The sequence below is a fragment of the Limnoglobus sp. genome (assembly GCF_059499385.1).
The window spans coordinates 1-20,010 of the sequence record NZ_JCABYM010000056.1 but is presented as its reverse complement, the minus strand read 5'-3'; the positions used below and the strand labels follow the sequence as shown (position 1 = coordinate 20,010).

Genomic DNA, 20,010 nt, shown 5'->3' with positions numbered 1-20,010 from the left:
TACCCGAACCGGCCGGGAAAAGCTATCGTTTCACCCGGCGGGTGTTCGATGGTACACTTCGGATGGAAACCGCCCCCGCGAGCCGCCCATGCGCCAGGACAAGGACCGGAGTGCGAAGTGGCTCATCGCGAACCACGGCGACTCGATTCTGAAGCTCGCCGGGCTGACCGGGTTCACGTCCTGGCGGACGGTGGCGTCGGAAACCATCGCCCCGCGGCGGCTGCCGGACGGGCTGTTGGAAGTCCAGTTCGCGGGCAACGACAAGCCGACGCTGGTGTTAATCGAGATCGAGACGTACCCGGACCGGGGTGCGGACCGGCAGGTGTTCGACGACCTAATACTGACCGCGCTGGAGCGGCGGGTGATCCCGGAGGTCGTGTCCCTCGTGCTGCGGCCGAAGGGCAACGTTCAACTGGCGGGCGGCGTCGAGCGGGCCAGCCCGCGCGGCTCGACGCGGCTGACGGGGACGTGGCCGGTCGTGCGGTTGTGGGACCTTTCCGACGACGACCTGTTACAATTCAACGACGTGGGGTTGGTCCCGTGGTTGCCGTTGACGCGGACGGCGCGGGAGCCCGAAGAATTGCTGAACGTCTGCTGGGACCGGATCGCGGTCGTGGACGATGCAACGGCGCGTGACAGCCTTCAAAGTGTGACGCTGATCCTGGCGAGTCTGGTGTTCGACCGAATGCTCCTGAACCGCTTTCGTGGAGGAAAGGGAATGGTCCAGTTTCCACTGATTGAATGGGAAATCGAAGAAGCTACGGCGAAGGCCACTGCGAAGGCCGAAGCGGAAATAAGTCTGCGCGTGTCGCGGGAATACTTGTTGTCCGTGCTTGATGCCCGCTTCGGCCCTCTCCCGGCGAGCGTAGTGAATCGGGTGAACGAGTTGACCGACTTGACCCGGCTAAAGGCACTCCTTCACACGGCTTCCGTCTGTGCGGGCATCGACGAATTCCGCGCCGAGCTGGACCGGGCGTAGCGCCCCTCACTCCACCACCAGCATCTCGCCGAGCGCCGACGCGGCGTCCTCGGACCCGGCCTCCGCGGCACGGTTCAGCCAGTCGATCGCCGTCGCCGCGTCCTGCGCCACGCCGCGGCCGTCGAGGTGGAGCTTCCCCAGGTGGTACATCGCCTGCGGGACGGCGTGCTCCGCCGCCTCCAGGTACCACTTCACCGCCAGCCCCGGATTCTCCGGCACGCCCCAGCCGCGGTCGTGCATCAGGCCGAAGTTCGCCATGCCGCCGGGGTGGTCGGACTTCGCCAGTTCGCGGAATAGCTGCGCCGCGTCCAGGTGGTTCGGCTTCACGTTCTCGCCGGCGACCAACAGCGACCCCAGGTTCAGCTTCGCGGGGCGGTAGCCCTGCTTCGTCGCCACGCGGTACCAGTGGATCGCCTCGTGGTGGTTCTTCGTCACCCCGCGGCCGGTGTGGAAGAACGTGCCGAGGGCGAACGCCGCCTCCGGGAAGCCCCGCTCGGCCGCGTAGTGGACCCACTTCGCCGCCCGCACCTCGTCCCGCAACGCGGCCGGCCCCTCGCACAGCATCAGGCCGAGGTTGAACGCGGCGCACGCCTGGCCGTGGCCGGCCGCCCGCTCGTACCACGTGGCCGCCAGCGGCAGGTTGCGGGCCGTGTCCGTGCCGGTCTCGCACCGGTGCGCGACCTCGAACATCGCCTCCGCGTCCTTGCCGGAATCGGCGAGGACGTGCAGGTCGTGCGGGTCGAGGCTCGTGTACTTCGCGGGGGTGAACCGCCGCAGGCGGTCCAGGCTGAGGTCGCAGACCAGTTCGCTGAGCGACATGACCGACTCCGGCGGGGGCGAGACGCCGAAGCGTAGAACACGATGCGCCGCCGGGAAGCCGGCGGTTACTCTTTCGCCAACTTTCTCACCCGGGCGCTCAACTGCTTCAGCCCGTCCTCGTACCCGTCCGGGCCGCCGGTGCGGTCGGCGACGCCGTTGAAGTAGTTGCGGATGACGCCGGCCTTGTCCACCAGCACGATGCGGGAGGAATGGTCGAACTCCTCGCCCGGCTTGCCGTCGGCGTGCCGCTTCGCGAGCAGCAGGAACCCGTCGTTCGCGAGGGCGTGAATCTCCTTTTCCGGCCCGGTGAGGAACAGCCACCGGTCCTTGTCGGCGCGGAAGTGGTCGGCGTACTTCTTCAGCTCGTCCGGCGTGTCGCGGTCCGGGTCGATGGTGAACGTGACGAGCCGCAGCTCCGGCACGTCCGCGAGTTCGCCCTGCAACCGCGCGAGCGTGGCCGCGACCGCCGGGCACGGCCCGGTGCAGCGGGTGAACACGAACGACGCGACCCAGACCTTCCCCTTCAAGTCATCGTTCGTGACGGTCCGGCCGCCGCGTTCCGTGAGCTTGAACGGCGGCACGGGCGCGAGCTTCGTGTCCACGGCCGGAACGGGGTCCGGTTGCTTCCGGGCGCGGAGCGCGTTCGCGAGGAACCCGCCGGCGGCGCTGGCGGTCACGGTCAGTAGCAGGATCAGGATGAGGCGGGGTTTCGACACGGCGGCGGGTCCGAAGAACGACGGCGGATACCCAAATGATACGGCCGCCGCGGACAGGGACACGGGCATCTCGTCGCGCGGTTTTCAGGCTGAAAGCCTGGGAGCGCTCAGCCCAGGGCGACGCCCTGGGCGCGGGGGTGCGGGGACACGTGCGTGTCTGGGACCGCCTTGTCGCAGGCTTTCAGCCTGCGGGGTGGTTGGGGTCCCCACCCAGGGCGGCGGGCCTGCGGCCCTTGCCCTGGGCTGACATCTCCCACCCCTTCGGGGTGAAAACCGGGTCGGTGAGATCGGCGGGGGGTCGTCGTTCGGGGCGAATTAATTCCGGTCCCACCACGCCTCGGCGAAGCCGAACGAGAGCGTCATGCCCGCGCCGCCGGGACTCGCGACGACGTGGCAGCCGGGCTGCGGTTCGAGCGTGAAGAGGGGCCGCGTCGGGTGCTTCGCGTAGACGCCGCTCCACCGGGCCGCGATCCGGGCGTCCGGCAGCACGAGCATCTTGCGGAGGTACGCCAGGATCAACTCGTCGATCCGGTCGCTGGCGAACGGCGCGATCTCGTCGTCGTACTCGTGCGAGTCGCCGATCACGACCTCGCCGAGGTGGTTCTGCGCCGCCATGACGTGGATGCCGAACCGGCCGTACTCCGGGTACTCGGCGGCGAACCGCGCCTTCACCGCCGGCAGCGACGGGCACGCCTCGAACGCCGGGTAGTGGCCGAGCGTCAGCCCGCCGGCCAGGTGCGGGCCGAGCCGCCACCCGTTCGGCTGCGGCGCGGTCCGCATCATCTGCAACTTGCACCGCCGCAGCGGGGTCGCGGCGAACTCCTTCGGAAAGAGCGTCTCGAAGTCCGCCCCGGAGCAGACGAGGACGCGGTCGGCCGTCCACGTGTCGCCGGCCGCGGTCCGCACCCGCGGCATGTCGATGCCGACGACGGCGGTGCGGAACAGGACATCGACGCCGTGCCGTTCCGCGAGCCAGAGGGCGAGCCGGTCGATCGCCTGCCGCGGATCGACGGCCAGTTCGGTCGGGCTGTACAGCGCGCCGTGTAGCCCGGCCGGGTTCACCGCCGGGAACCGTTCGACCGTCGAGGCGGCGGACAGGAGTTCGCACGGGGCGGCCGAGACCGCCGCGAACTCTTGCAGTACCCGCCACTCGTCGGCCGCGTGGACGGCGTGCAGGGAGCCGCACTCGCCCACCCAGATGTCGGCCGCGTCCCGCAGGTCCAGCCACCGCCGCCGGCTCCGCAGCGCCGTGTCGTGCAGCTCGCCGGGCGGCTGGCCGACCGGCCAGACCATGCCGAAGTTCCGGACCGACGCCCCGGCCGCCCGCGGCGACCGCTCGAACACGGCGACAGCCTTCCCCCGCCGGGCCGCCTCCCAGGCGAACGCCAGGCCGACGATCCCGCCGCCGACGACCGCCACGTCCACCCGTCGGTCCATGTTCGCCACCCGCGTCTGTTACAGTGTGTCGCGCGCCGTCATCGGCCGGCGGTCGGGTCGGTGCTGCCGCGGACGATGAGCCGCGTCGGCACGACGACCGTGACCGGCGGCCGGTCCGGGGCCGCCCGCCGCTCGTGCAACAGCCGGACGGCGTGCTCGGCCATCGCCTCGCCGGGGTACTCGCACGTCGTCAGCCCGAGGGCGGCCACGGACGCCGCCTGGAGGTTCTCGAACCCGATGATCGCCACGTCGGCCGGGACCCGCCGGCCGCGGCGGAGGAGTTCCACCATGACGCTCAGGGCGATGTAGTCGTGGTAGCAGACGATCGCGTCGAGCTGCTTGGCGACGACCTCGTCCGCCAGGAACTCGCCGACCCGCGGCGTCGGGTGCTCCTCCGGCGTGTGGAGCACGACCGGCGGCAGGTCGCCCGCCCGCTTCCGGGCCGCCTGAAGCCCGAGCAGGTAGCCGGCGACGCGGTGCCGGTGGCTGCTCGTCGGCGACGCGACGGCGATGCCGATCCGCTTGCGGCCCAGCGCGATCAGGTGCCGCGTACACGCGGCCGTGACGCCCACGTCGTCCAGCGCGACGAGGTCGTGCTCCAGCTCGTCCCGGCCGCGGAGGTTCCGCTCGATCAGCACGACCGGCAGCCCGGCGGCGCGGCAGCCGTCCAGGAACGTCGCCTCCAGGGCGGCCTCGGCCGCGCTGGCGCGGGACGGCAACAGGAAGACGCCGTCGATGCCGCTGGCGACGGCCGCCCCGGCCGCGGCCGTCGCGTCGGCCGGCGTCATCCCGGCGGCCAGCTGGAACGCGTCGCTGACGAGGTGCATCGGGCTGCGGCGGGCGAACCGCTCGAACCCGTGCCGGACGGCGCTGAACACTTCCCCGGCGAGGACGCCGTGGGTGACGCGGATCATGAGGGCGAACGTGTCCGCGGTCGGGGCCGGCATCCGGAACGTGCCGGCCCGCTCGACGGTCCGGATCAGCCCCTTGTCGCGGATGACCTGGATGGCCCGCGACGCCGTGACGATCGACACCCGGTGGGCGGACGCCACCTCGCGGACGCTCGGCATCTTGCCGCCGTCCCACTTGCCGCCGCGGATCTCGCCCTCGATGGCGTCCGCGACCCGCTGGTACTTCGGGAGGGGGTGAACGTTACTCATGTCGGCCCGGGCGAACAACGAGAGGGGTCGTGTAGCACGACAGCCTCATTGTGTTCGATGACCCGTCTCGCGTCCAGCGACTACACCCCCGCCGGAGTCCGCCACCTATGCCGTCAACCGGAGGAAGCAGGTCGTTTCAAATTCATTACAAATTTATTAATGTCCATGCGTCGCAGTAGATTTCCCTTGTCGTTCGTTCATAATCTGGCTTTACTAACGAGTGTTAGAGAAAAATTGAGTCGGATCAGGTTCGGCTTTTCGGTTTTTCCTTACACGCGACGGCTTCACCTCGTTCGTGAACTTCGCGGCGTGTACGGAAACCGGACAGCCGGGCCTTCCCCAACCGGTACTCAATCGTGCTCGGCTCGCCCTCATTTACCGTTGCCCGAACGGTGCTGATCGTTTCGATGATCGGTGCGTTCGCCGCTCGCGCCGACGCGGGTTACCAACCGCGGGCGGAACGAACCGGCTCGGTCTCCCTCGACGATACTGTCGGCCGCCCGACGGATGCCGCGGAACCGATCCGCGACGACGACCGACCGACCGACCGTCTGCCGGTCCAACACATGTCGAACGGCTCCGCGGGCGCTCCCGCCTCGACCGGCGGCGGGCCGAACGCGGTGCAAGTGGTCGGCACGTGGACGGCCTTTGTCCTCCCCCTCCCGCCCTCGGCGGGCGGTCCGCTCCCGGCGACCGACGACTGCGATGCCGTCCCGGCAACCTCCTACCTCTTCAGACCCCCGCGGGTGGCGTGAATGATTTCGGTCACGCCGGCCCCGTGCTAGCGGACCTATGCCGTTCCTGTCACGCATTACCCACAACAAGGAACTCGTCTCCCGAGTCAGTGACTCGATCCGGGACGGGTCCGAATCAGGAGGTCTACCATGATGCGCCGCATCATGTTTGCAATCGCGATCGCGATGTTCTTGGGGTTCACGGCCGACGCCCGCGCCGCCTTCATCGACCTGACGACGGCCGGCGCGAACAACATCCTCGACAACCACTCCGGGGCCATCGGCGGCCAGTTCATCGTCCAACAAGTTCCCGACCAATCGACCGGCACGGGGGTCATCGACGCCTTCGTACGGGTTCAAGCTCAAGGAAACAACGATACGGAGCAGGGGTACAACACGAGTATTCCGACGAATCAAGGCAACTCGCCCCTCGACACAAAGTTCGGCAGCTTTACGCACGCCATCTCGTTGGCGGACATTCCGGTGGTGACGATCTCGGGCGTCGCCTATCGGCAGTTCCTCCTAGACATCAACCAGACCACGGCCAACCCGACCCTCTCGCTCAACCAGATTCAGATCTTCCAGGCCAATACCGACATGCTTCACACGGGGTTGAGCGCGGCGACGGTCTCGGCGAATGCGGTGATCTCGTTCGCCGGGGCCACCGAAGTCTTCCGGCTCAACAACGCCACGATCAATTCGTCGTCCCACGAGATCAAGCTCGACTACTCCCTCAACGCCGGGAGCGGGTCGGGCGACATGTTCCTGTACGTGCGGGACAGTTCGTTCACCGGGCCGACCAACAACGTGATCCTGTACTCACACTTCGGGACGCCGCCGGGCGGGTCCGGGACGAACGACGGGATCGAGGAGTGGGCGGTCCTCCGGGGGTCTTCGACCAACCCCGTCCCGGCCCCGCCGTCCGTGCTGATGCTCGGCATCGGCATGGCGTGCGTCGGCCTCTCGCAAATCCGCCGGACGCTCCGCAACCGGGCGACGGCAGCCTAAGTCGAGACGCGTCTCGCACCGCGCCGGCCGCCGGGGATCGAAAGACCCCGGCGGCCGGCCGCGTTTCCGGCCACCGGTCGGACGCCGCCGGTGCCTCGGTGGAGGAAATACCCTAAAATCGAACCCGCACCCCGCGGCGGATCGCGTTCGCCGTTTTCACCCTTCCGCCAGGAGTGGCCGTGAGCGAACTCCAACCCCCGCCGCCGGGCCGCCCGCCGACGTCGCACGCCGACCTGGAAATCAAGGACGCGCAGCTCATCTTCCCGGCGGTCTGGGCCGACCTCAAGGCCCGGCACGGCGGGCAACTCGCGTTCCCGCAGGAGTTCATCTGGCTCGGCGGCGCGCCGGGGGCCGGGAAGGGGACGAACACGCCGTTCATCGCCACCGCCCGCGACATCACCGCCCCGCCGGTCGTCATCAGCAACCTGCTCACCACGCCCCAGGCGACGGCGCTGAAGAACGCCGGGCAGATGGTCGGCGACCGCGAGGTGATCGGGTTACTGCTCGAAGAACTGCTCGACCCGCAGTACCGCGACGGCGTGATCGTGGACGGGTTCCCGCGGACGAAGGTGCAGGTCGAATTCCTGAAGCTGTTCTACCACAAGCTCCTCGACCCCGCCGCGGGCACGGCCGACGGCGACGGCAAGCCGATGTTCCGCATCGCGCTCTTGTTCGTGACGGAGGACGTGAGCGTCGAGCGGCAACTGAAGCGGGGCCGCGAGATCCGCGAGCACAACCGCCAGGTCCGCGAGTCCGGCATCGGCGAGTTGCTGGAGGAGCGGGTGACGGACCTCGACCCGGTGCTGTGCCGGAAGCGGTACAAGGCGTTCAAGGACACGACGTTCGACGCCCTGCAATCTCTGCGGAAGATCTTCCACTTCCACTTCATCGACGCGGCCGGCGACCTGCCGGCGGTGCAGGCGAACATCGTCCGCGAGTTCACGTATCAGAGTTCGCTGGAGCTCAGCCCCGGCGTGTTCGACCTGATCCAGACGATCCCGGTGGCGACGCAACTGGCCCTGCACGCCCGGCAGGACCTGGTGAAGCGGCTGGAGCAGTACCACACGGGGAACGCGGACCTGTTCCGCACGGTGGTCGGCCTGATCGACGCGAAGATGATCCCGATCGTGCGGGCGCACGCCATGTCCGGGCACGCGCAGATCAACCTGGAGGAGCCGCTGTTGGACGACCCGCTGGCGCTGCGGATGATGATCGACGTGTTCTCCGAGCGGGGGTTCCACGCGACGGTGGACCTGCACAAGTTGGAGGTCCCGGAGCGGATCGACCCGGACACGTGGGAGATCAAGTGCCGGGTGAAGAAGGTGTACCGCGTCGAGGTCCGCTACCCGCCGTCCGACATCCGCCGCGGGCACTGACGGCGGACCCCGTGGGGCCGGGCATCGCAAGGCCGGGCATCGAAGGTCGCGGTCGTTTCGCCCCGGCAAGCGGGCGTGGGTGCCCGGGCCGCGGACGCCGTCGCCGATCTGCGTGGAGGGGTACGAGGCCCCCGAGCCACCGGCCCCGGAACGGGCCGAGGCGATGCCGGGCGCGGCACCAGAGTGCGAACCCAGTGGTAGTGAAGTTTTTACGAATCGCGGGGCTGTGTGGGTTGCGATGAAAGCGCGTCGGGTCATTAATGCCGCAATTCATGACTCATTTTTGAATGCCGACGCATTACTTGCGGTCCAGACGATCTGCGAGTCGGTTGCGGGCGGCCATGACCGCCTCGAACGTCTTGGCCGGGTCCGGCTTGTCCCGATGCTGTTGCAACCATAGGTCGAACACGACCAGTTCGTTTCGCGTGCCGAATTTGTCCGCGATTGCCTCGGCGACCTTGTAGACCACGATGTAGTCCTCGCTGTACAACCCACTGACCAAGAGCGGGAGGACCGACGGGTCCACGTCCTGCCGGGCGAGGAAGAAGAAGACCGTATGCTGGATGCGGACGTCACCGTCGGCGGCCCGCTTGATCGCGTACGGCATGAACCGGTGCGGGTGGCGCTTGACCACCAGTCTGGAGCCCATCAGGTTGCCAAACCGGATTGAGCCAGTGGTCGGGTCGGCGGCGATCCGCTCCAGCAGCGGCAGAGCCCGCTCGCCGTAGTCAGCGAACACTTCGTCCCACGGCTCCCAGAACTCGGTCCGATTCAGCAAACCGCGGATCGAGTCTTCAATCTCCGACTGGGGCAGTTCGCTGCTCGGCGTCCAGCCCCCCAACCGCCGCCGGTCAACCGGTGGTCCTGGGACATCCAAACTGCCGCCCACGCGCTGGAACTGTTTCACGTCCGCTTGCTGGATTGGATGTACCTGCTCACCGGATCGCACAAGCAGTGCCACAAGCCCACCGATTAATGTGGCAACAATCAACAGGGTGCAAAAACACTTGGATGGCATCTTCATGTGAGACCCGTGCCACAGGCTATGTGCAGCCGAGCGTGGCGTGAAAATCCCCCAAATCCTACTGCGGGTCGAAAATCACAACCTTGTCCCGCAGCGCCCACATCTGTTCTTCTTGTTCTTTCGTAAACCGCCGGGATTCGAGAACTCCCAAGTTACGATCACCACCGAAGTCAGACAGCCGTTTCGCAAAGTTTCCAGAAACCATCAGGTTAAGTTTGTCCGCCCAGCCTGGATTGCTTTCGCCCCCAGGATGGTAGCGGTCGTTGAGCAGTACGTGGCCGATCTCGTGGGCTAGGACGTACATATCAGCACCGGCCTTATTTCCGGCAACAATTATGCTGTCCGCGTATTGGGCCTGTGGCACGCCGGCCAGGGTGAAAGATTGGGCCAATGTGTCACCAACCGTGCCCATACTGTTGACGAAATACGAACCGATCACAACGGTGATCTTTTTGGCCTGGCGGTAGTTCGTCCCGTCAAGCAAGTTTTTCTGCTCCTGCGTCATCCAGTAGGTTGTGTCTGTTGGGTTCTGGTATTCTCGGTCTGGGAAGTCGATCCCGTTGCCCAGCGTCACGTTGTTGGGGGCCGGCAGTTCTCTCGGCTTGGCTGGGAAATTCAGCCGGATGCCGACCTGGGCGTAGAGTTGGTGGGCCGACCGCACCCAATTGTCATAGTCGAGGTCGATGTACCCGGCAGGTCTCGGGGTGGCGAGAACCACGTTTACGTCAACCACTTTCTTCACCGCTGCCTTACCGCGAGTCGTTGCGGTCTGCGCGCCTTTCTTGTAGGTCACGACCACGTCGCCGCCCAGGGCAATCCCGTGCGTTCTATCCTGCAGGGCGAACGTGTACCCGTTCTTCTGGTACGTTTGGGTCGCACTCGGCCCGGCCTCGTCTTTTCCTACCTGTTCTGCCGTGTAGGTGTCGTCAAAAAAACCCAGGAACGTGCCGTTGGGGGTCTTTCCGCCGTATGCGGCCGTCAGCAGTTGCGAGTCCGACCAGTACCAACCCGTTTTCTGGTTGTATGCATTCGTGTAGCGGACGAGACGGATGGTGGTCGGGGCATCGTTGTATTCCTTGAACTCCTGGACGTTCTCGGTCGAGAGGTCCACCTCGATCATCGCGACCCCCGCGTTCCAGGACGTGGAGTCGTACACGTAGACGTTGAACCGGTCCGGGTCGCGGTCGATGAAGTCGTGGTTCGTGCCGGGGTCGAGTCCCCGCATCACGGGATCCCATTGCTCTTGGCCGTTCTTTAGCACAGGATTTCCGTTCGCGTCCACCTTCTTAACGCCCGAAAACGCGCCACTCCATTTGGCAACTCGCAGCCCTTCCTTCCCGACTTGTTGGCCGGACACATTGACCAAGATGACTATCGGCTTGGTTTCGTCGAACTTACCTCCGTCTTGTTTCTTATTGCCCTGTGGGTTGAGCGCGAACACGGCTGTCCGGCCGTCGGCCATGATGACATCACTGTCGATCGCGTCGTCCGATCCGACATCAGGCGGGCTGAAATCGGTAAAGGGTTTCCCATCCGGCACGGCGAATTGCACTGCGTACTCGCCCGATGGGACGAATGCGAAGGAGTAGTCGCCGTTCTCGTTCGTACTTGTCGTCCGCACGACCTCACCGTTGGGCCGGACGAGCTTCACGGTATCGTCCGGGATACCCGGTTCGCCGTAGTCTTGAATGCCGTCCTGATTCTGGTCTTCCCATACGCGGCCCGAAACGTAAGCGTCGCCGAGGGTCGCATTCGTCTTCAACCCCGCGTCGATCGTCATGTCCGTCTCACCGGCTTGGAGCACGAAGTCGTGTGTGAACCCGTACAGCCCGCTCTCGGGTTCGACGTAGATCGCGTCGCTGTCGTTCAGCTTCGTCGTACCCGCGTATTGGTACACGAACTCGAACACGGACGGGTCCGGGTTCACGAACTCGATGCGGTGGAACGCGCCGACCTCGACGCCCGAGAACTCGTAGTGTCCCGCGGCGTCGGTGACCACGGTTTGCAGCAACTCGCCGAGGTAGCCGGCCGGCGAGGCGTACAGGTTGACGGTCACGCCGGGAACGCCCGATTCGCCCTCGTCTTGCGTGTTGTTCTGGTTGGCGTCCAACCACACGTAGTCCCCGACCGAACCCGGCGGGGGCGGGGGCGGGGGCGGAGGAGGTGGGGGCGGCGGCGGCGGGGGTGGGACCGGGATGGTCGGCGGCACGCCGGGGATCGGCTCGGCGATCAGGATCGACTCCGTCGGCACGGCCGGGATCTCGTACCCCTCCACCGGGTCGAGCGTCAGCAGCACCGTCTCGTCCCCGTCCGCCACCCCGTCGTCCCAGTTCTGGATGATGACGTCGGCTTCCGCCTGGCCCGCCTCGAACGTCACCGCCCACGCGACCTGCGTGTAGTCCTCGCCCGGCACGGCCGTGCCGCCGAGGGTGAACGTGACCGTCACCGGCTGGCTCAGGTCGCCGGTCCGGATGATCGTGAACGTCCCGGCCTGGGACCCCTCGACCCCGTTCGTCGTCGTCACGCTGATCGTCCCGACCGGAGGACTCGTCGGCGGCGGGCTGGTCGGCGGGGAGGTCGGGGGCGACGGCGGTGGACTCGTCGGGGGCGACGTGGGCGGGCTGGTCGGAGGGACCGTCGGCGGCGTGGTAGGGGGCGACGGCGGGACCGGCGGGCCGGGGTTGACCAACTCGACGGCGACGGTCCACGACCGGTCGTTGTAGTCCCAGTCGCACTGCCCCGGCGCGGCCGCCGCGAAGTCCTCGAACCGCACCACGACCGTGTTCCCGTCCTGATACGGGCTGTACGCCGAGCTCGGGAACGGGTAGCTGTACGCCGCGCCGGGAACGGTGGCGTGAACCGTCCCGCTGAGCGCCATCATGACCGCGTCTACGGGGTTCGGGGCCTCGATGGTCGTCGTGCTGAGCGTCAACCCGCCGGAGTGCGTCGCGGCCGTGTCGCCGGGGTCGCCGGCCGAGGGCGAGAGCAGTTGCAGCGACCACAGGGCCGGCACGTCCCGCGGCTCCAGTTGCGTCAGCTTCAACGGGTGGCAATCGGCCTCTTGCGAAGGTCTTTGCGGCGGGCGAACATGCCATTCCCCTTGAAGTGCGTCTCACAACCATCAACACCGTAACAAGCCGAACAACGTGCTGCCACCACCGTTTGATGAAATTTTGCCAGAGTGTTGGAATTCGGGACCGGGCAGAAAATGCGACGCCGGCCGGGAGTGTGTACAAAAGGACATTATAACCGTCGCGTCAACCCAGGTGGCGATTCCGCCACGGGGCCACCCGTGGCGGTGGCGGCGGTGGCGGTGTGGGCGTTTCCCCGGCGTTTTTCACCACTCGTCCACCGCCACCGCCACGGCTGGGCGATGCCTACCCTACTTGTGCTTCCCCACGAACTCGAACACCGCCTTCGTCCCGGGGTCGTCCGGCTTGCCGAGGTCGGCGTTGATCCGGCCGTGCGTCGTGTCCCGCCCGCCGTACAGCGCCACCGGCACGTCCGCCTCCTTCAGCGCCCGGTTCAGCCGTTGCGCCTGCGCGCTCACGTCCGGGTGGTCCGCCACGTACAGGATCAGGAACGGCGGGATGTTCTTGCCCTTCGCGACGTGCGTGACGGCCGAGAAGTCCTTGTGCTTGGCCGGGTCGTTGCCGAACTTCTCCCGGTGGCCGAACTTCGCCCGCGGCAGCCCGTGCGCCGCCCACCGGGCCTCGGCCGTCGCGATGATCGCCGGGATGTCGTAGGTGTCGCCGTCCACCGGCACGCACCCCTTCACCGCCGTCAGCGGCACGCCCTCGGCCTTCAGGTAGCGGTCGTCCGTACACAGGATCGCCGCCAGTTGCGCCCCCGCCGAGTGGCCCATGATGAAGAGCTTGGCCGGGTCGCCGCCGTGCCCGGCGACGTGCTTGTGCGTCCAGCCGACGGCCTTCGCCACGTCGCGGATCAGCTCGCCCATCTCGACGTGCGGCAGCAGCCGGTAGTTCGTCGCGACGAACACGAACCCCTTCTCGGTGAACGCCTGCGGCTTGAGCTGCACTTCCTTCTTGTCGCCGACCTGCCACCCGCCGCCGTGAATCCAGAACACGACGGGGAGGTTCTTCGCGCCGGCCGGGGCGTACACGTCGAGGACCTGCCGCTCGTGCGGCTTCTCGGCGTAGGGGATGTCGCGCTTCACGTCTTGCGCCGCCGCCGGGGCGGCGGCCGCGAGGACGACGAGGAGGGGGAGGTGCTTCATGGCGGCTCCGGGATGGGGGGGATTCGGCGAGCATACCACCCCGGACCCGGCCGGTCACGCGGGTTTCTTGCCGTGCAGGTAGATGTGGAACGGCCCGAGCGTGCCGCCGTAGTTCCCGGCGGTGATGCCGACGACGCCCGGCCGACACGCCGCCTCGACGCCGACCTTCATCGCCGTCTCGACGCTCGCAAGGTCCAACCCGTCGATGACGATCTCGTACACGGCGTTCGCGCCGTCCGGCAGCTTCGTCGGCACGCTTCCCCGCAAGGTCGGGCAGTAGGCGTCGTTCGTGCTCGCCTTCAGCGCCTTGTACTTGCTGCCGACCTTGCTCCCGGCCCGCACGATCCCGCCGGGGAACGGCATGATGACGTTCCGCACCTGCTTGATCGCCGCCACCGCCGCCGCCGCCGCGACGAGGGCGGCCTTCTGAGTCGTGCCGAGGATGAGGAAGTTCCCGCCGGCGACGCCCTTCACCGTGCCGAACACGTCCTGGCAGAGGAACTCGCCGTCCATCGTCGGGATGCGCCAGTACCGCAGCCCGTCGAGCCGCTTGCTGACCTGCCAGCCGTCGCCGAAGAACCGCAGCGCCCCGCCGATCTTGATGTTCTTCCCCGCGTCGCCGACGAGGCCGCTGTAGCACGCCGTCGTCGGGCACGTCAGGATGCATTGGGCCACGCGGTTGATGAGCGCCTTCTGAAGTGCGTCGCGGCTGAACGCGAAGAACAGCAGCGCGACCCCCGGCCGGCCGTCGGGCGTTTCATCCGGCGACAGTTCGCGCTCGACGCCGGCCTCCACGTCGCAGCCGATGACGGACGCGGCGTAGCCGGTGGCGACCTGCCCGGCGGTGTGCGCCCAGGCCGTCTCCTCGGCCGTGACGACGAGCCGGGTTCCGGTGATGGGGAAAGCTTCGGCGAACGTGTCTTCGATGGGGACGTTGTTGATTCGCACGCGGCGGGTTCCAATATAGCCGCCGGTTTACCGGCGGGGTTTCGGCGTTCGGAAAACCCCGCCGGTAAACCGGCGGCTATATAGCTCGGTCATCGGCGGGCCATTCTGGAATGAAGTCCGTGGTCGGGTGTGCCGACATTTTATAAACCTGCCACTGTCCCACCTTGAAAACTCGTCCCCGGTGCGCCGACATGCCGTTGCCGCGATTGCTCCTGTTCCCGATCCGCACCAGCAAGCAGGGGCAGCAAGTCAACATCGGCAAGGACCACGACGACTACCGCACCATGACGACGACACTGACCGTCCACGCCGACGACCTGAAGGAGCGGAACATCCCCAGCGGCAGCAAGGTCCTCGTCCGAACCGACCACGGCGAAGCGGAGTTCGTCTGCAAAGATGGGAACGTGCCCCGCGGGATGGCGTTCGTGCCCTACGGCCCGCCGACGTGCAAGCTCATGGGCGGCGACACCGACGGCACGGGGATGCCGCAGTCGAAGGGGTGGGAGATCGACCTGGAACTGATTTAACCGCGAAGCGGAGGACCATATGAACGCGAAACCGAACCCGGACGGCCCGGACCTCGACCCGACGCCGGCGCAACCGCCGGCCGACGTGAAGCCGTGGGAAGAGATCGCGGAGGGGCGGTACATGCCCCGCCGCATCCGCGGCAGCTGCGTCGGCCGCGAGCTGGGGTGAACGTTTGTGAAGCCGTCCGGTTCGGACGGCGACACAAAGTAGTAGGCACACTCCGCGTGCCGTCTCGTTCATGCGCCCGGAGAGTTCGTCCGAGCCGCTGCGCCCCGTAGCAGACGGCACACGGAGTGTGCCTACTACTATGCCGCGGCGAGCGGCACGACGTTGTTGCGACCCCGCAGCAAACGGCACACGGAGTGTGCCTACTACTATGAGGCCCTCATGGAACTGACCGTCACCAAGAACGCGACCTGCACCTTCTGCGGGTGCGTCTGCGACGACATCGAGCTGCACTCGAACGAGACGCGGATCGTCGAGACGAAGGCCGCGTGCGTCCTCGGCAAGTCGTGGTTCCTCAACCACACCGCCGAGCGGGACTACCCGGACGCCCTCATCGACGGCCAGGAAGCCACCGTCGAAGAAGCCATCGAGGTCGCCGCGAACTACCTGTACGACGCGCACATGCCGCTGGTGTACGGCCTCAGCAACACGACGTGCGAGGCCACCCGGCAGGCCGTGTCGCTGGCCGAGATGACCGGCGGCATCATCGACAGCCACACGTCGTTGTGACACGGCCCCACCGAGATCGCCGCCCAGTTGGGCGGGAAAGCATCTTGTACCTTGGGCGAAGTCCGCAACCGGGCCGACCTCATCATCTACTGGGGCGGCAACCCGGCCGAGTGCCACCCGCGGCACTTCACGAAGTACGCGCTCATGCCGAAGGGCAAGCACGTCCCGAACGGCCGCAAGGACCGCACCATGGTCCTCGTGGACATCCGCGAGACGCCGAGTTCCAAGGCCGCCGACATCTTCCTCCAGGTCCGGCCGGGCAAGGACTTCGAGGTGCTGACCGCCCTCCGCGCCATCGTGAAGGGCCACCGCGTCGATGAGTCGTCCGTCGCCGAGACGGGGCTGTCGATGGAACAGCTCCGCGACCTCGCGGACCGGATGAAGAAGGCGAAGTTCGGCGTGCTGTTCTTCGGCATGGGCCTGTCGATGACGCGAGGTAAACACATGAACTCCGCCGCCGCGATGACGCTGGCGGCGGAGCTGAACGCGTTCACGAAGTTCGTGACGATGCCGATGCGGGGCCACGGGAACGTGACCGGGGCGGACGTGGTCATCCGGTACACGACCGGCTACCCGTTCGCGGTGAACCTGAGCCGCGGCTACCCGCGGAACAACCCCGGCGAGTTCTCGACGGTGGACGTGCTGGTCCGCGGCGACAACGACGCGACGATCATCATCGGGGCCGACCCCGGCGCGACGATGCCGCAGCCGGCGATCGACCACCTGGCGCGGACGAACACGATCGTCCTCGACCCGAAGGTGACGCACACGAGCCGCTTGGCGAGGGTCCACATCACGACGGCCGCGACCGGCATCAGCGCCCCCGGCACGGCGTACCGGATGGACGAGGTGCCGATGCCGCTCCGCCCGCCGCTGGTGTCCCCGTACCCGACGGACGAGGACGTGCTGCGGCGGATCGTCGCCGCCGTCCGGGCGAAGCCGGCGTGGTACCCGACGACCGACGCGCTGATGGCGATGGCTTAGAAGAATTTTCACCGCAGAGGGCACATGAGGGCACGAGAGAAAACAAAAGAGAGTTCAAAACCCGGTCTTTGAAATCTCTCTTGGTTTTCCTCATGTGCCCTCACGTGCCCTCCGCGGTGAAATCGGTTTTTTTGGAGTGCCCATGCTGCGGATCAAGGGCGGGACGGTCTACGACCCGGCGAACGGGATCGACGGCGTCGTCAAGGACATCGTCCTCGACGGCGGGAAGGTCGTCGCGGCCGGCGAGGGCGGGCGGACCATCGACGCCACCGGGATGGTCGTCTTCCCCGGCGGGGTGGACGTCCACACGCACGTCGCCGGGGCGGCGCTCAACTTCGCCCGCTCCATGATCCCGGAGGAGCACCGGCGGGCCGTGCCGATCCTCCGGTCGGCGACGCGGCGGGCCGGCGTCGGCGGGACGACGCCGACCACCTACGCGACCGGCTACCTGTACGCCGGCATGGGCTGGACGACGGTGAACGAGGCGGCCGTGCCGGTGCTGAGCGCCAAGCACACGCACGAGGAGCTGCACGACACGCCGATCGTGGACAAGGCGTGCTGCGTCTTGATGGGGAACAACGAGGTCGTCCTGGACCTGTTGGAGAACGACGAGTTCGAGCGGGCGAAGCAAGTCGTCGCGTGGTACCTGTGGGCGGCGAAGGGGTACGGCGTGAAGTGCGTCAACCCCGGCGGCGTCGCCGCGTGGAAGTGGGGCAAGGACGCGAAGCAGCTGAGCGATGTGGTCGAGGGGTACAAGAAGCTGACCGCGGGCAAGATCGTGTCGAGCATGGCCCGCATCGTGGACGAGTTAAACATCCCGCACCCCGTTCACCTGCACTGCAACAACCTCGGCGCGCCGGGGAACGTCTCGACCACGCTGGAGACGATGAAGACGCTCGAGAGCCACCGGGCGCACATGGCCCACCTCCAGTACCACGCCTACGGCGGCGACGACTGGGAGTCGATCCGCTCGGAGGCCCCCGTCATCGCGGACTACTTCAACGCGCACAAGAACCTGACGACCGACGCCGGGGCGGTGCTGTTCGGCAACACGGTCACGCTGTCCGCCGACGGGCCGTGGCAGTACCTGCTGTACCAGCTCACCGGCAAGAAGTGGGGCAACATCGACGTCGAGAACGAAACCGGCTGCGGCGTCGTGCCCTACGTCTACCGGGAGAAGAACATCGTCAACGCCGTGCAGTGGGCGGCCGGGCTGGAGTTGCTGTTGCTCATCGACGACCCGTGGCGGGTGTCGCTGACGACCGACCACCCGAACGGGGCGAGCTTCTGGCGATATCCCGAAATCCTGCAACTGCTGATGGACGCGACGTTCCGCAAGGAGGAGTTCGCGAAGCTGCCGGAGAAGGCGAAGGCGCGGACGTGCCTCGCCGACCTGACGCGGGAGTACACGCTGAGCGAGATCGCGATCATCACGAGCGCCGGCCCGGCGAGGACATTGGGCCTGCCGCAGAAGGGACACCTGGGCGTCGGGGCGGACGCGGACGTGGCGATCTACAACCGGAGCAAGGACATCGCGAAGATGTTCGCCCACCCGCGGTACGTCATCAAGGCCGGCGAGGTCGTGGTGGAGGAGGGCGACATCCGCACGACCGTCGAGGGGCACGGGTTCGTGACGAGGCCGAGCTACGACCCGGCGATCGAGGCGTACCTCAAGCCGCTGTTCCAGCAGCAGTACTCGATGTCGTTCGAGAATTATCCCGTCGAGATGAGCCGCATCCCGCACCCGGTGGTGACGGAGGTGTAAGGGCGAAAGCCCAGGCACGGCCGTGCCTGGGCTTTCGCCCTATTCCGTCAGCTTCTTCTTCCGCAGCGTGTGGTGGTAGTGCTGCGCGAACCGGTGGGCCTCGTCCCGCACGTACTGTAACAGCCGCAGCGCCGCCGAGTGCCGGCTCAGCCGGATCGACGCCGACTCGCCGGGGCGGAAGATTTCCTCCTCCTGCTTCGCCAGCGAAATCAGCGTCGGCGGCTCGATGCCGAGGGCGCGGAACGCATCCAGCGCCGCGTTCAGCTGCCCCTTGCCGCCGTCGATGAGGACGATGTCGGGGAAGACGCTGTCCTCGTCGTGCAGCCGCTTGAACCGGCGGAAGATCACCTCCCGCATCGACGCGAAGTCGTCCACGCCCTCCACCGTCTTGATCTTGAACCGCCGGTAGTAGTCCTTGAACGGCAGGCCGTCCAGGAACGACACGAGCGACGCCACCGTGTCCTGCCCGCTCAGGTGCGCGATGTCGAACCCCTCGATCGACCGCGGCGTCTTCGACAGGCCGAGCACCTTCCGCAGGCCGAGTAGCCCCTTCTTCGGGTCGAGCGGGAAGACTTCGGGCTGATCGTCGTTCCGGGCGTCGCCGCGGAGGTCGAGCTTCTCCAGCGCCGCGATCTCGTCCCGGATGCGGCCGGCCTTCTCGAACTGCAACGCCGCGCTCGCGGCCTTCATGTCCCGCTCCATCCGGCGGACGAGCTTCCCCTTCTTCCCTTCCAGGATGAGGATGAGCTTCTTGATCTGCTTGCGGTAGTCGTCCCGGCTAACGCGGAACCCGCACGGGGCGGTGCACTGCCGGATGCTGTGCAAGAGGCACGGCCGGAACCACCGCCACCGGTCCTCGCTCGACTGGATCGGCAGCGTGCAGGTGCGGAACTGCAACACCCGCTGGAGCACGTTGACGGCCGCCTTCAGCGACTTCACGCTCGTGAACGGCCCGTACAGCCGCACCCCCCGTCGCCGTGGGGTGCGGGTGATCTCGACACGGGGGTACTCCTCCCGCACGCGGATTTGCAGGTACGGGTACGACTTGCCGTCCTTCAAGTCCTTGTTGAACTTCGGGCGGATGTCCTTGATGAGCCGGTTCTCTTTCAGCAGGGCATCGACTTCCGTTTCCGTCAGGATGAAGTCGATGTCGCGGATGTGTTTGACGAGTTCGGCGGTGCGGAGGTTCTCCGCCGCTTCCTTGAGGAAGTAGCTCCCCGCCCGGCTGCGGAGATTCTTGGCCTTGCCGACGTAGATGACGTTCCCGTTTTCGTCCTTCATGAGGTAGACGCCGGGCGTCTGCGGGAACGTGCGGACCTTCTCCGCGGCGGTCGGCCGGGCGTCCGGCGTCTGGAAGGAGAGCGGCGGCGGGGCGTCGATGTCGTTCTGCATTGCGGTCGTCCTGACGACGGCGAGCGGTGGGCAAATGTATTGTAGACGCGACGACCGGCGAACGGCACGGCGTAAGCGTGCCGGTGTGTGGCGTGGTGCGACACCCACGGACGTACACGTTGCCGCAGCAAGGCGAACGGCACGGCGTAAGCGTGCCGGTGGTGTGCG

General features: G+C 67.0%; 16 protein-coding genes and 1 pseudogene. 8 read left to right on the top strand and 9 right to left on the bottom strand.

The genetic code is table 11. The features are described from left to right. The first annotated feature begins 88 nt into the window (after positions 1-88). The gene (locus AC5JJ2_RS10770) at positions 89-979 is read left to right on the top strand and encodes a hypothetical protein (RefSeq protein ID WP_495857987.1); all 891 of its coding nucleotides are present in this window, start codon (positions 89-91) and stop codon (positions 977-979) included. Between the two features lie 6 nt (positions 980-985). On the opposite strand, the gene AC5JJ2_RS10765 is transcribed toward AC5JJ2_RS10770, so the two are convergent. The 4 genes from AC5JJ2_RS10765 to AC5JJ2_RS10750 all read right to left on the bottom strand — a co-directional run bounded on the left by AC5JJ2_RS10765 (position 986) and on the right by AC5JJ2_RS10750 (position 5,111). Then, positions 986-1,798: a tetratricopeptide repeat protein gene (locus AC5JJ2_RS10765; RefSeq protein WP_495857986.1), complete on the bottom strand. Its 813-nt coding sequence runs from the start codon at positions 1,796-1,798 to the stop codon at positions 986-988. A 65-nt stretch (positions 1,799-1,863) separates the two neighbouring features. Next, positions 1,864-2,514 (bottom strand): SCO family protein, encoded by a 651-nt coding sequence (locus AC5JJ2_RS10760; RefSeq protein ID WP_495857985.1) that lies wholly within the window; start codon positions 2,512-2,514, stop codon positions 1,864-1,866. Positions 2,515-2,829: 315 nt separating this feature from the next. Beyond that, complete coding sequence (locus tag AC5JJ2_RS10755) at positions 2,830-3,951, bottom strand: TIGR03364 family FAD-dependent oxidoreductase (RefSeq protein WP_495857984.1); 1,122 nt, start codon at positions 3,949-3,951, stop codon at positions 2,830-2,832. Positions 3,952-3,989: 38 nt separating this feature from the next. Continuing rightward, positions 3,990-5,111 (bottom strand): LacI family DNA-binding transcriptional regulator, encoded by a 1,122-nt coding sequence (locus AC5JJ2_RS10750; RefSeq protein ID WP_495857983.1) that lies wholly within the window; start codon positions 5,109-5,111, stop codon positions 3,990-3,992. An 884-nt stretch (positions 5,112-5,995) separates the two neighbouring features. Here AC5JJ2_RS10750 and AC5JJ2_RS10745 point away from each other — a divergent pair. Continuing rightward, positions 5,996-6,853 carry a PEP-CTERM sorting domain-containing protein gene (locus tag AC5JJ2_RS10745; RefSeq protein ID WP_495857982.1) on the top strand — a complete coding sequence of 286 codons (858 nt, stop codon included), beginning with the start codon at positions 5,996-5,998 and terminating at the stop codon, positions 6,851-6,853. 179 nt (positions 6,854-7,032) lie between these two features. Beyond that, positions 7,033-8,229: a nucleoside/nucleotide kinase family protein gene (locus tag AC5JJ2_RS10740; RefSeq protein WP_495857981.1), complete on the top strand. Its 1,197-nt coding sequence runs from the start codon at positions 7,033-7,035 to the stop codon at positions 8,227-8,229. Between the two features lie 298 nt (positions 8,230-8,527). On the opposite strand, the gene AC5JJ2_RS10735 is transcribed toward AC5JJ2_RS10740, so the two are convergent. From AC5JJ2_RS10735 to fhcD, 4 genes are all read right to left on the bottom strand, one after another. Then, positions 8,528-9,253 carry a hypothetical protein gene (locus AC5JJ2_RS10735; protein ID WP_495857980.1) on the bottom strand — a complete coding sequence of 242 codons (726 nt, stop codon included), beginning with the start codon at positions 9,251-9,253 and terminating at the stop codon, positions 8,528-8,530. Positions 9,254-9,311: 58 nt separating this feature from the next. Beyond that, positions 9,312-12,296, bottom strand: a complete 2,985-nt coding sequence (locus AC5JJ2_RS10730; protein ID WP_495857979.1) for an SdrD B-like domain-containing protein — start codon at positions 12,294-12,296, stop codon at positions 9,312-9,314. A 339-nt stretch (positions 12,297-12,635) separates the two neighbouring features. Next, on the bottom strand, positions 12,636-13,490 hold the full coding sequence (locus tag AC5JJ2_RS10725) for an alpha/beta hydrolase (RefSeq protein ID WP_495857978.1): 855 nt from the start codon (positions 13,488-13,490) through the stop codon (positions 12,636-12,638). Between the two features lie 54 nt (positions 13,491-13,544). Beyond that, positions 13,545-14,438: a formylmethanofuran--tetrahydromethanopterin N-formyltransferase gene (gene fhcD / locus AC5JJ2_RS10720; protein ID WP_495857977.1), complete on the bottom strand. Its 894-nt coding sequence runs from the start codon at positions 14,436-14,438 to the stop codon at positions 13,545-13,547. A gap of 191 nt (positions 14,439-14,629) precedes the next feature. Between fhcD and AC5JJ2_RS10715 the strand changes: the two genes are divergently transcribed. From AC5JJ2_RS10715 to AC5JJ2_RS10695, 5 genes and pseudogenes are all read left to right on the top strand, one after another. Then, positions 14,630-14,965, top strand: a complete 336-nt coding sequence (locus tag AC5JJ2_RS10715; RefSeq protein WP_495857976.1) for a molybdopterin dinucleotide binding domain-containing protein — start codon at positions 14,630-14,632, stop codon at positions 14,963-14,965. Positions 14,966-14,984: 19 nt separating this feature from the next. Further along, complete coding sequence (locus AC5JJ2_RS10710; RefSeq protein WP_495857975.1) at positions 14,985-15,134, top strand: hypothetical protein; 150 nt, start codon at positions 14,985-14,987, stop codon at positions 15,132-15,134. Positions 15,135-15,353: 219 nt separating this feature from the next. Beyond that, complete coding sequence (locus AC5JJ2_RS10705; RefSeq protein ID WP_495857974.1) at positions 15,354-15,701, top strand: hypothetical protein; 348 nt, start codon at positions 15,354-15,356, stop codon at positions 15,699-15,701. A 12-nt stretch (positions 15,702-15,713) separates the two neighbouring features. Next, positions 15,714-16,685: pseudogene (locus tag AC5JJ2_RS10700) on the top strand (formylmethanofuran dehydrogenase subunit B); the annotation flags it as partial. Positions 16,686-16,827: 142 nt separating this feature from the next. After that, positions 16,828-18,450 (top strand): formylmethanofuran dehydrogenase subunit A, encoded by a 1,623-nt coding sequence (locus AC5JJ2_RS10695; RefSeq protein ID WP_495857973.1) that lies wholly within the window; start codon positions 16,828-16,830, stop codon positions 18,448-18,450. Positions 18,451-18,489: 39 nt separating this feature from the next. On the opposite strand, the gene AC5JJ2_RS10690 is transcribed toward AC5JJ2_RS10695, so the two are convergent. Beyond that, entirely contained in the window at positions 18,490-19,842 is a 1,353-nt protein-coding gene (locus AC5JJ2_RS10690; protein ID WP_495857972.1) for an excinuclease ABC subunit UvrC, read from the bottom strand. Between the last annotated feature and the right edge of the window lie 168 nt (positions 19,843-20,010).

Bases quoted from the DNA above. Each gene is read 5' to 3' on its own strand.
- AC5JJ2_RS10705 (WP_495857974.1), top strand. From the start codon at position 15,354: ATGGAACTGACCGTCACCAAGAACGCGACCTGCACCTTCTGCGGGTGC.
- AC5JJ2_RS10735 (WP_495857980.1), bottom strand. From the start codon at position 9,253: ATGAAGATGCCATCCAAGTGTTTTTGCACCCTGTTGATTGTTGCCACA.
- AC5JJ2_RS10690 (WP_495857972.1), bottom strand. From the start codon at position 19,842: ATGCAGAACGACATCGACGCCCCGCCGCCGCTCTCCTTCCAGACGCCG.
- AC5JJ2_RS10770 (WP_495857987.1), top strand. From the start codon at position 89: ATGCGCCAGGACAAGGACCGGAGTGCGAAGTGGCTCATCGCGAACCAC.
- AC5JJ2_RS10725 (WP_495857978.1), bottom strand. From the start codon at position 13,490: ATGAAGCACCTCCCCCTCCTCGTCGTCCTCGCGGCCGCCGCCCCGGCG.
- AC5JJ2_RS10715 (WP_495857976.1), top strand. From the start codon at position 14,630: ATGCCGTTGCCGCGATTGCTCCTGTTCCCGATCCGCACCAGCAAGCAG.
- AC5JJ2_RS10745 (WP_495857982.1), top strand. From the start codon at position 5,996: ATGATGCGCCGCATCATGTTTGCAATCGCGATCGCGATGTTCTTGGGG.
- AC5JJ2_RS10755 (WP_495857984.1), bottom strand. From the start codon at position 3,951: ATGGACCGACGGGTGGACGTGGCGGTCGTCGGCGGCGGGATCGTCGGC.
- AC5JJ2_RS10765 (WP_495857986.1), bottom strand. From the start codon at position 1,798: ATGTCGCTCAGCGAACTGGTCTGCGACCTCAGCCTGGACCGCCTGCGG.
- AC5JJ2_RS10750 (WP_495857983.1), bottom strand. From the start codon at position 5,111: ATGAGTAACGTTCACCCCCTCCCGAAGTACCAGCGGGTCGCGGACGCC.
- AC5JJ2_RS10710 (WP_495857975.1), top strand. From the start codon at position 14,985: ATGAACGCGAAACCGAACCCGGACGGCCCGGACCTCGACCCGACGCCG.
- AC5JJ2_RS10695 (WP_495857973.1), top strand. From the start codon at position 16,828: ATGCTGCGGATCAAGGGCGGGACGGTCTACGACCCGGCGAACGGGATC.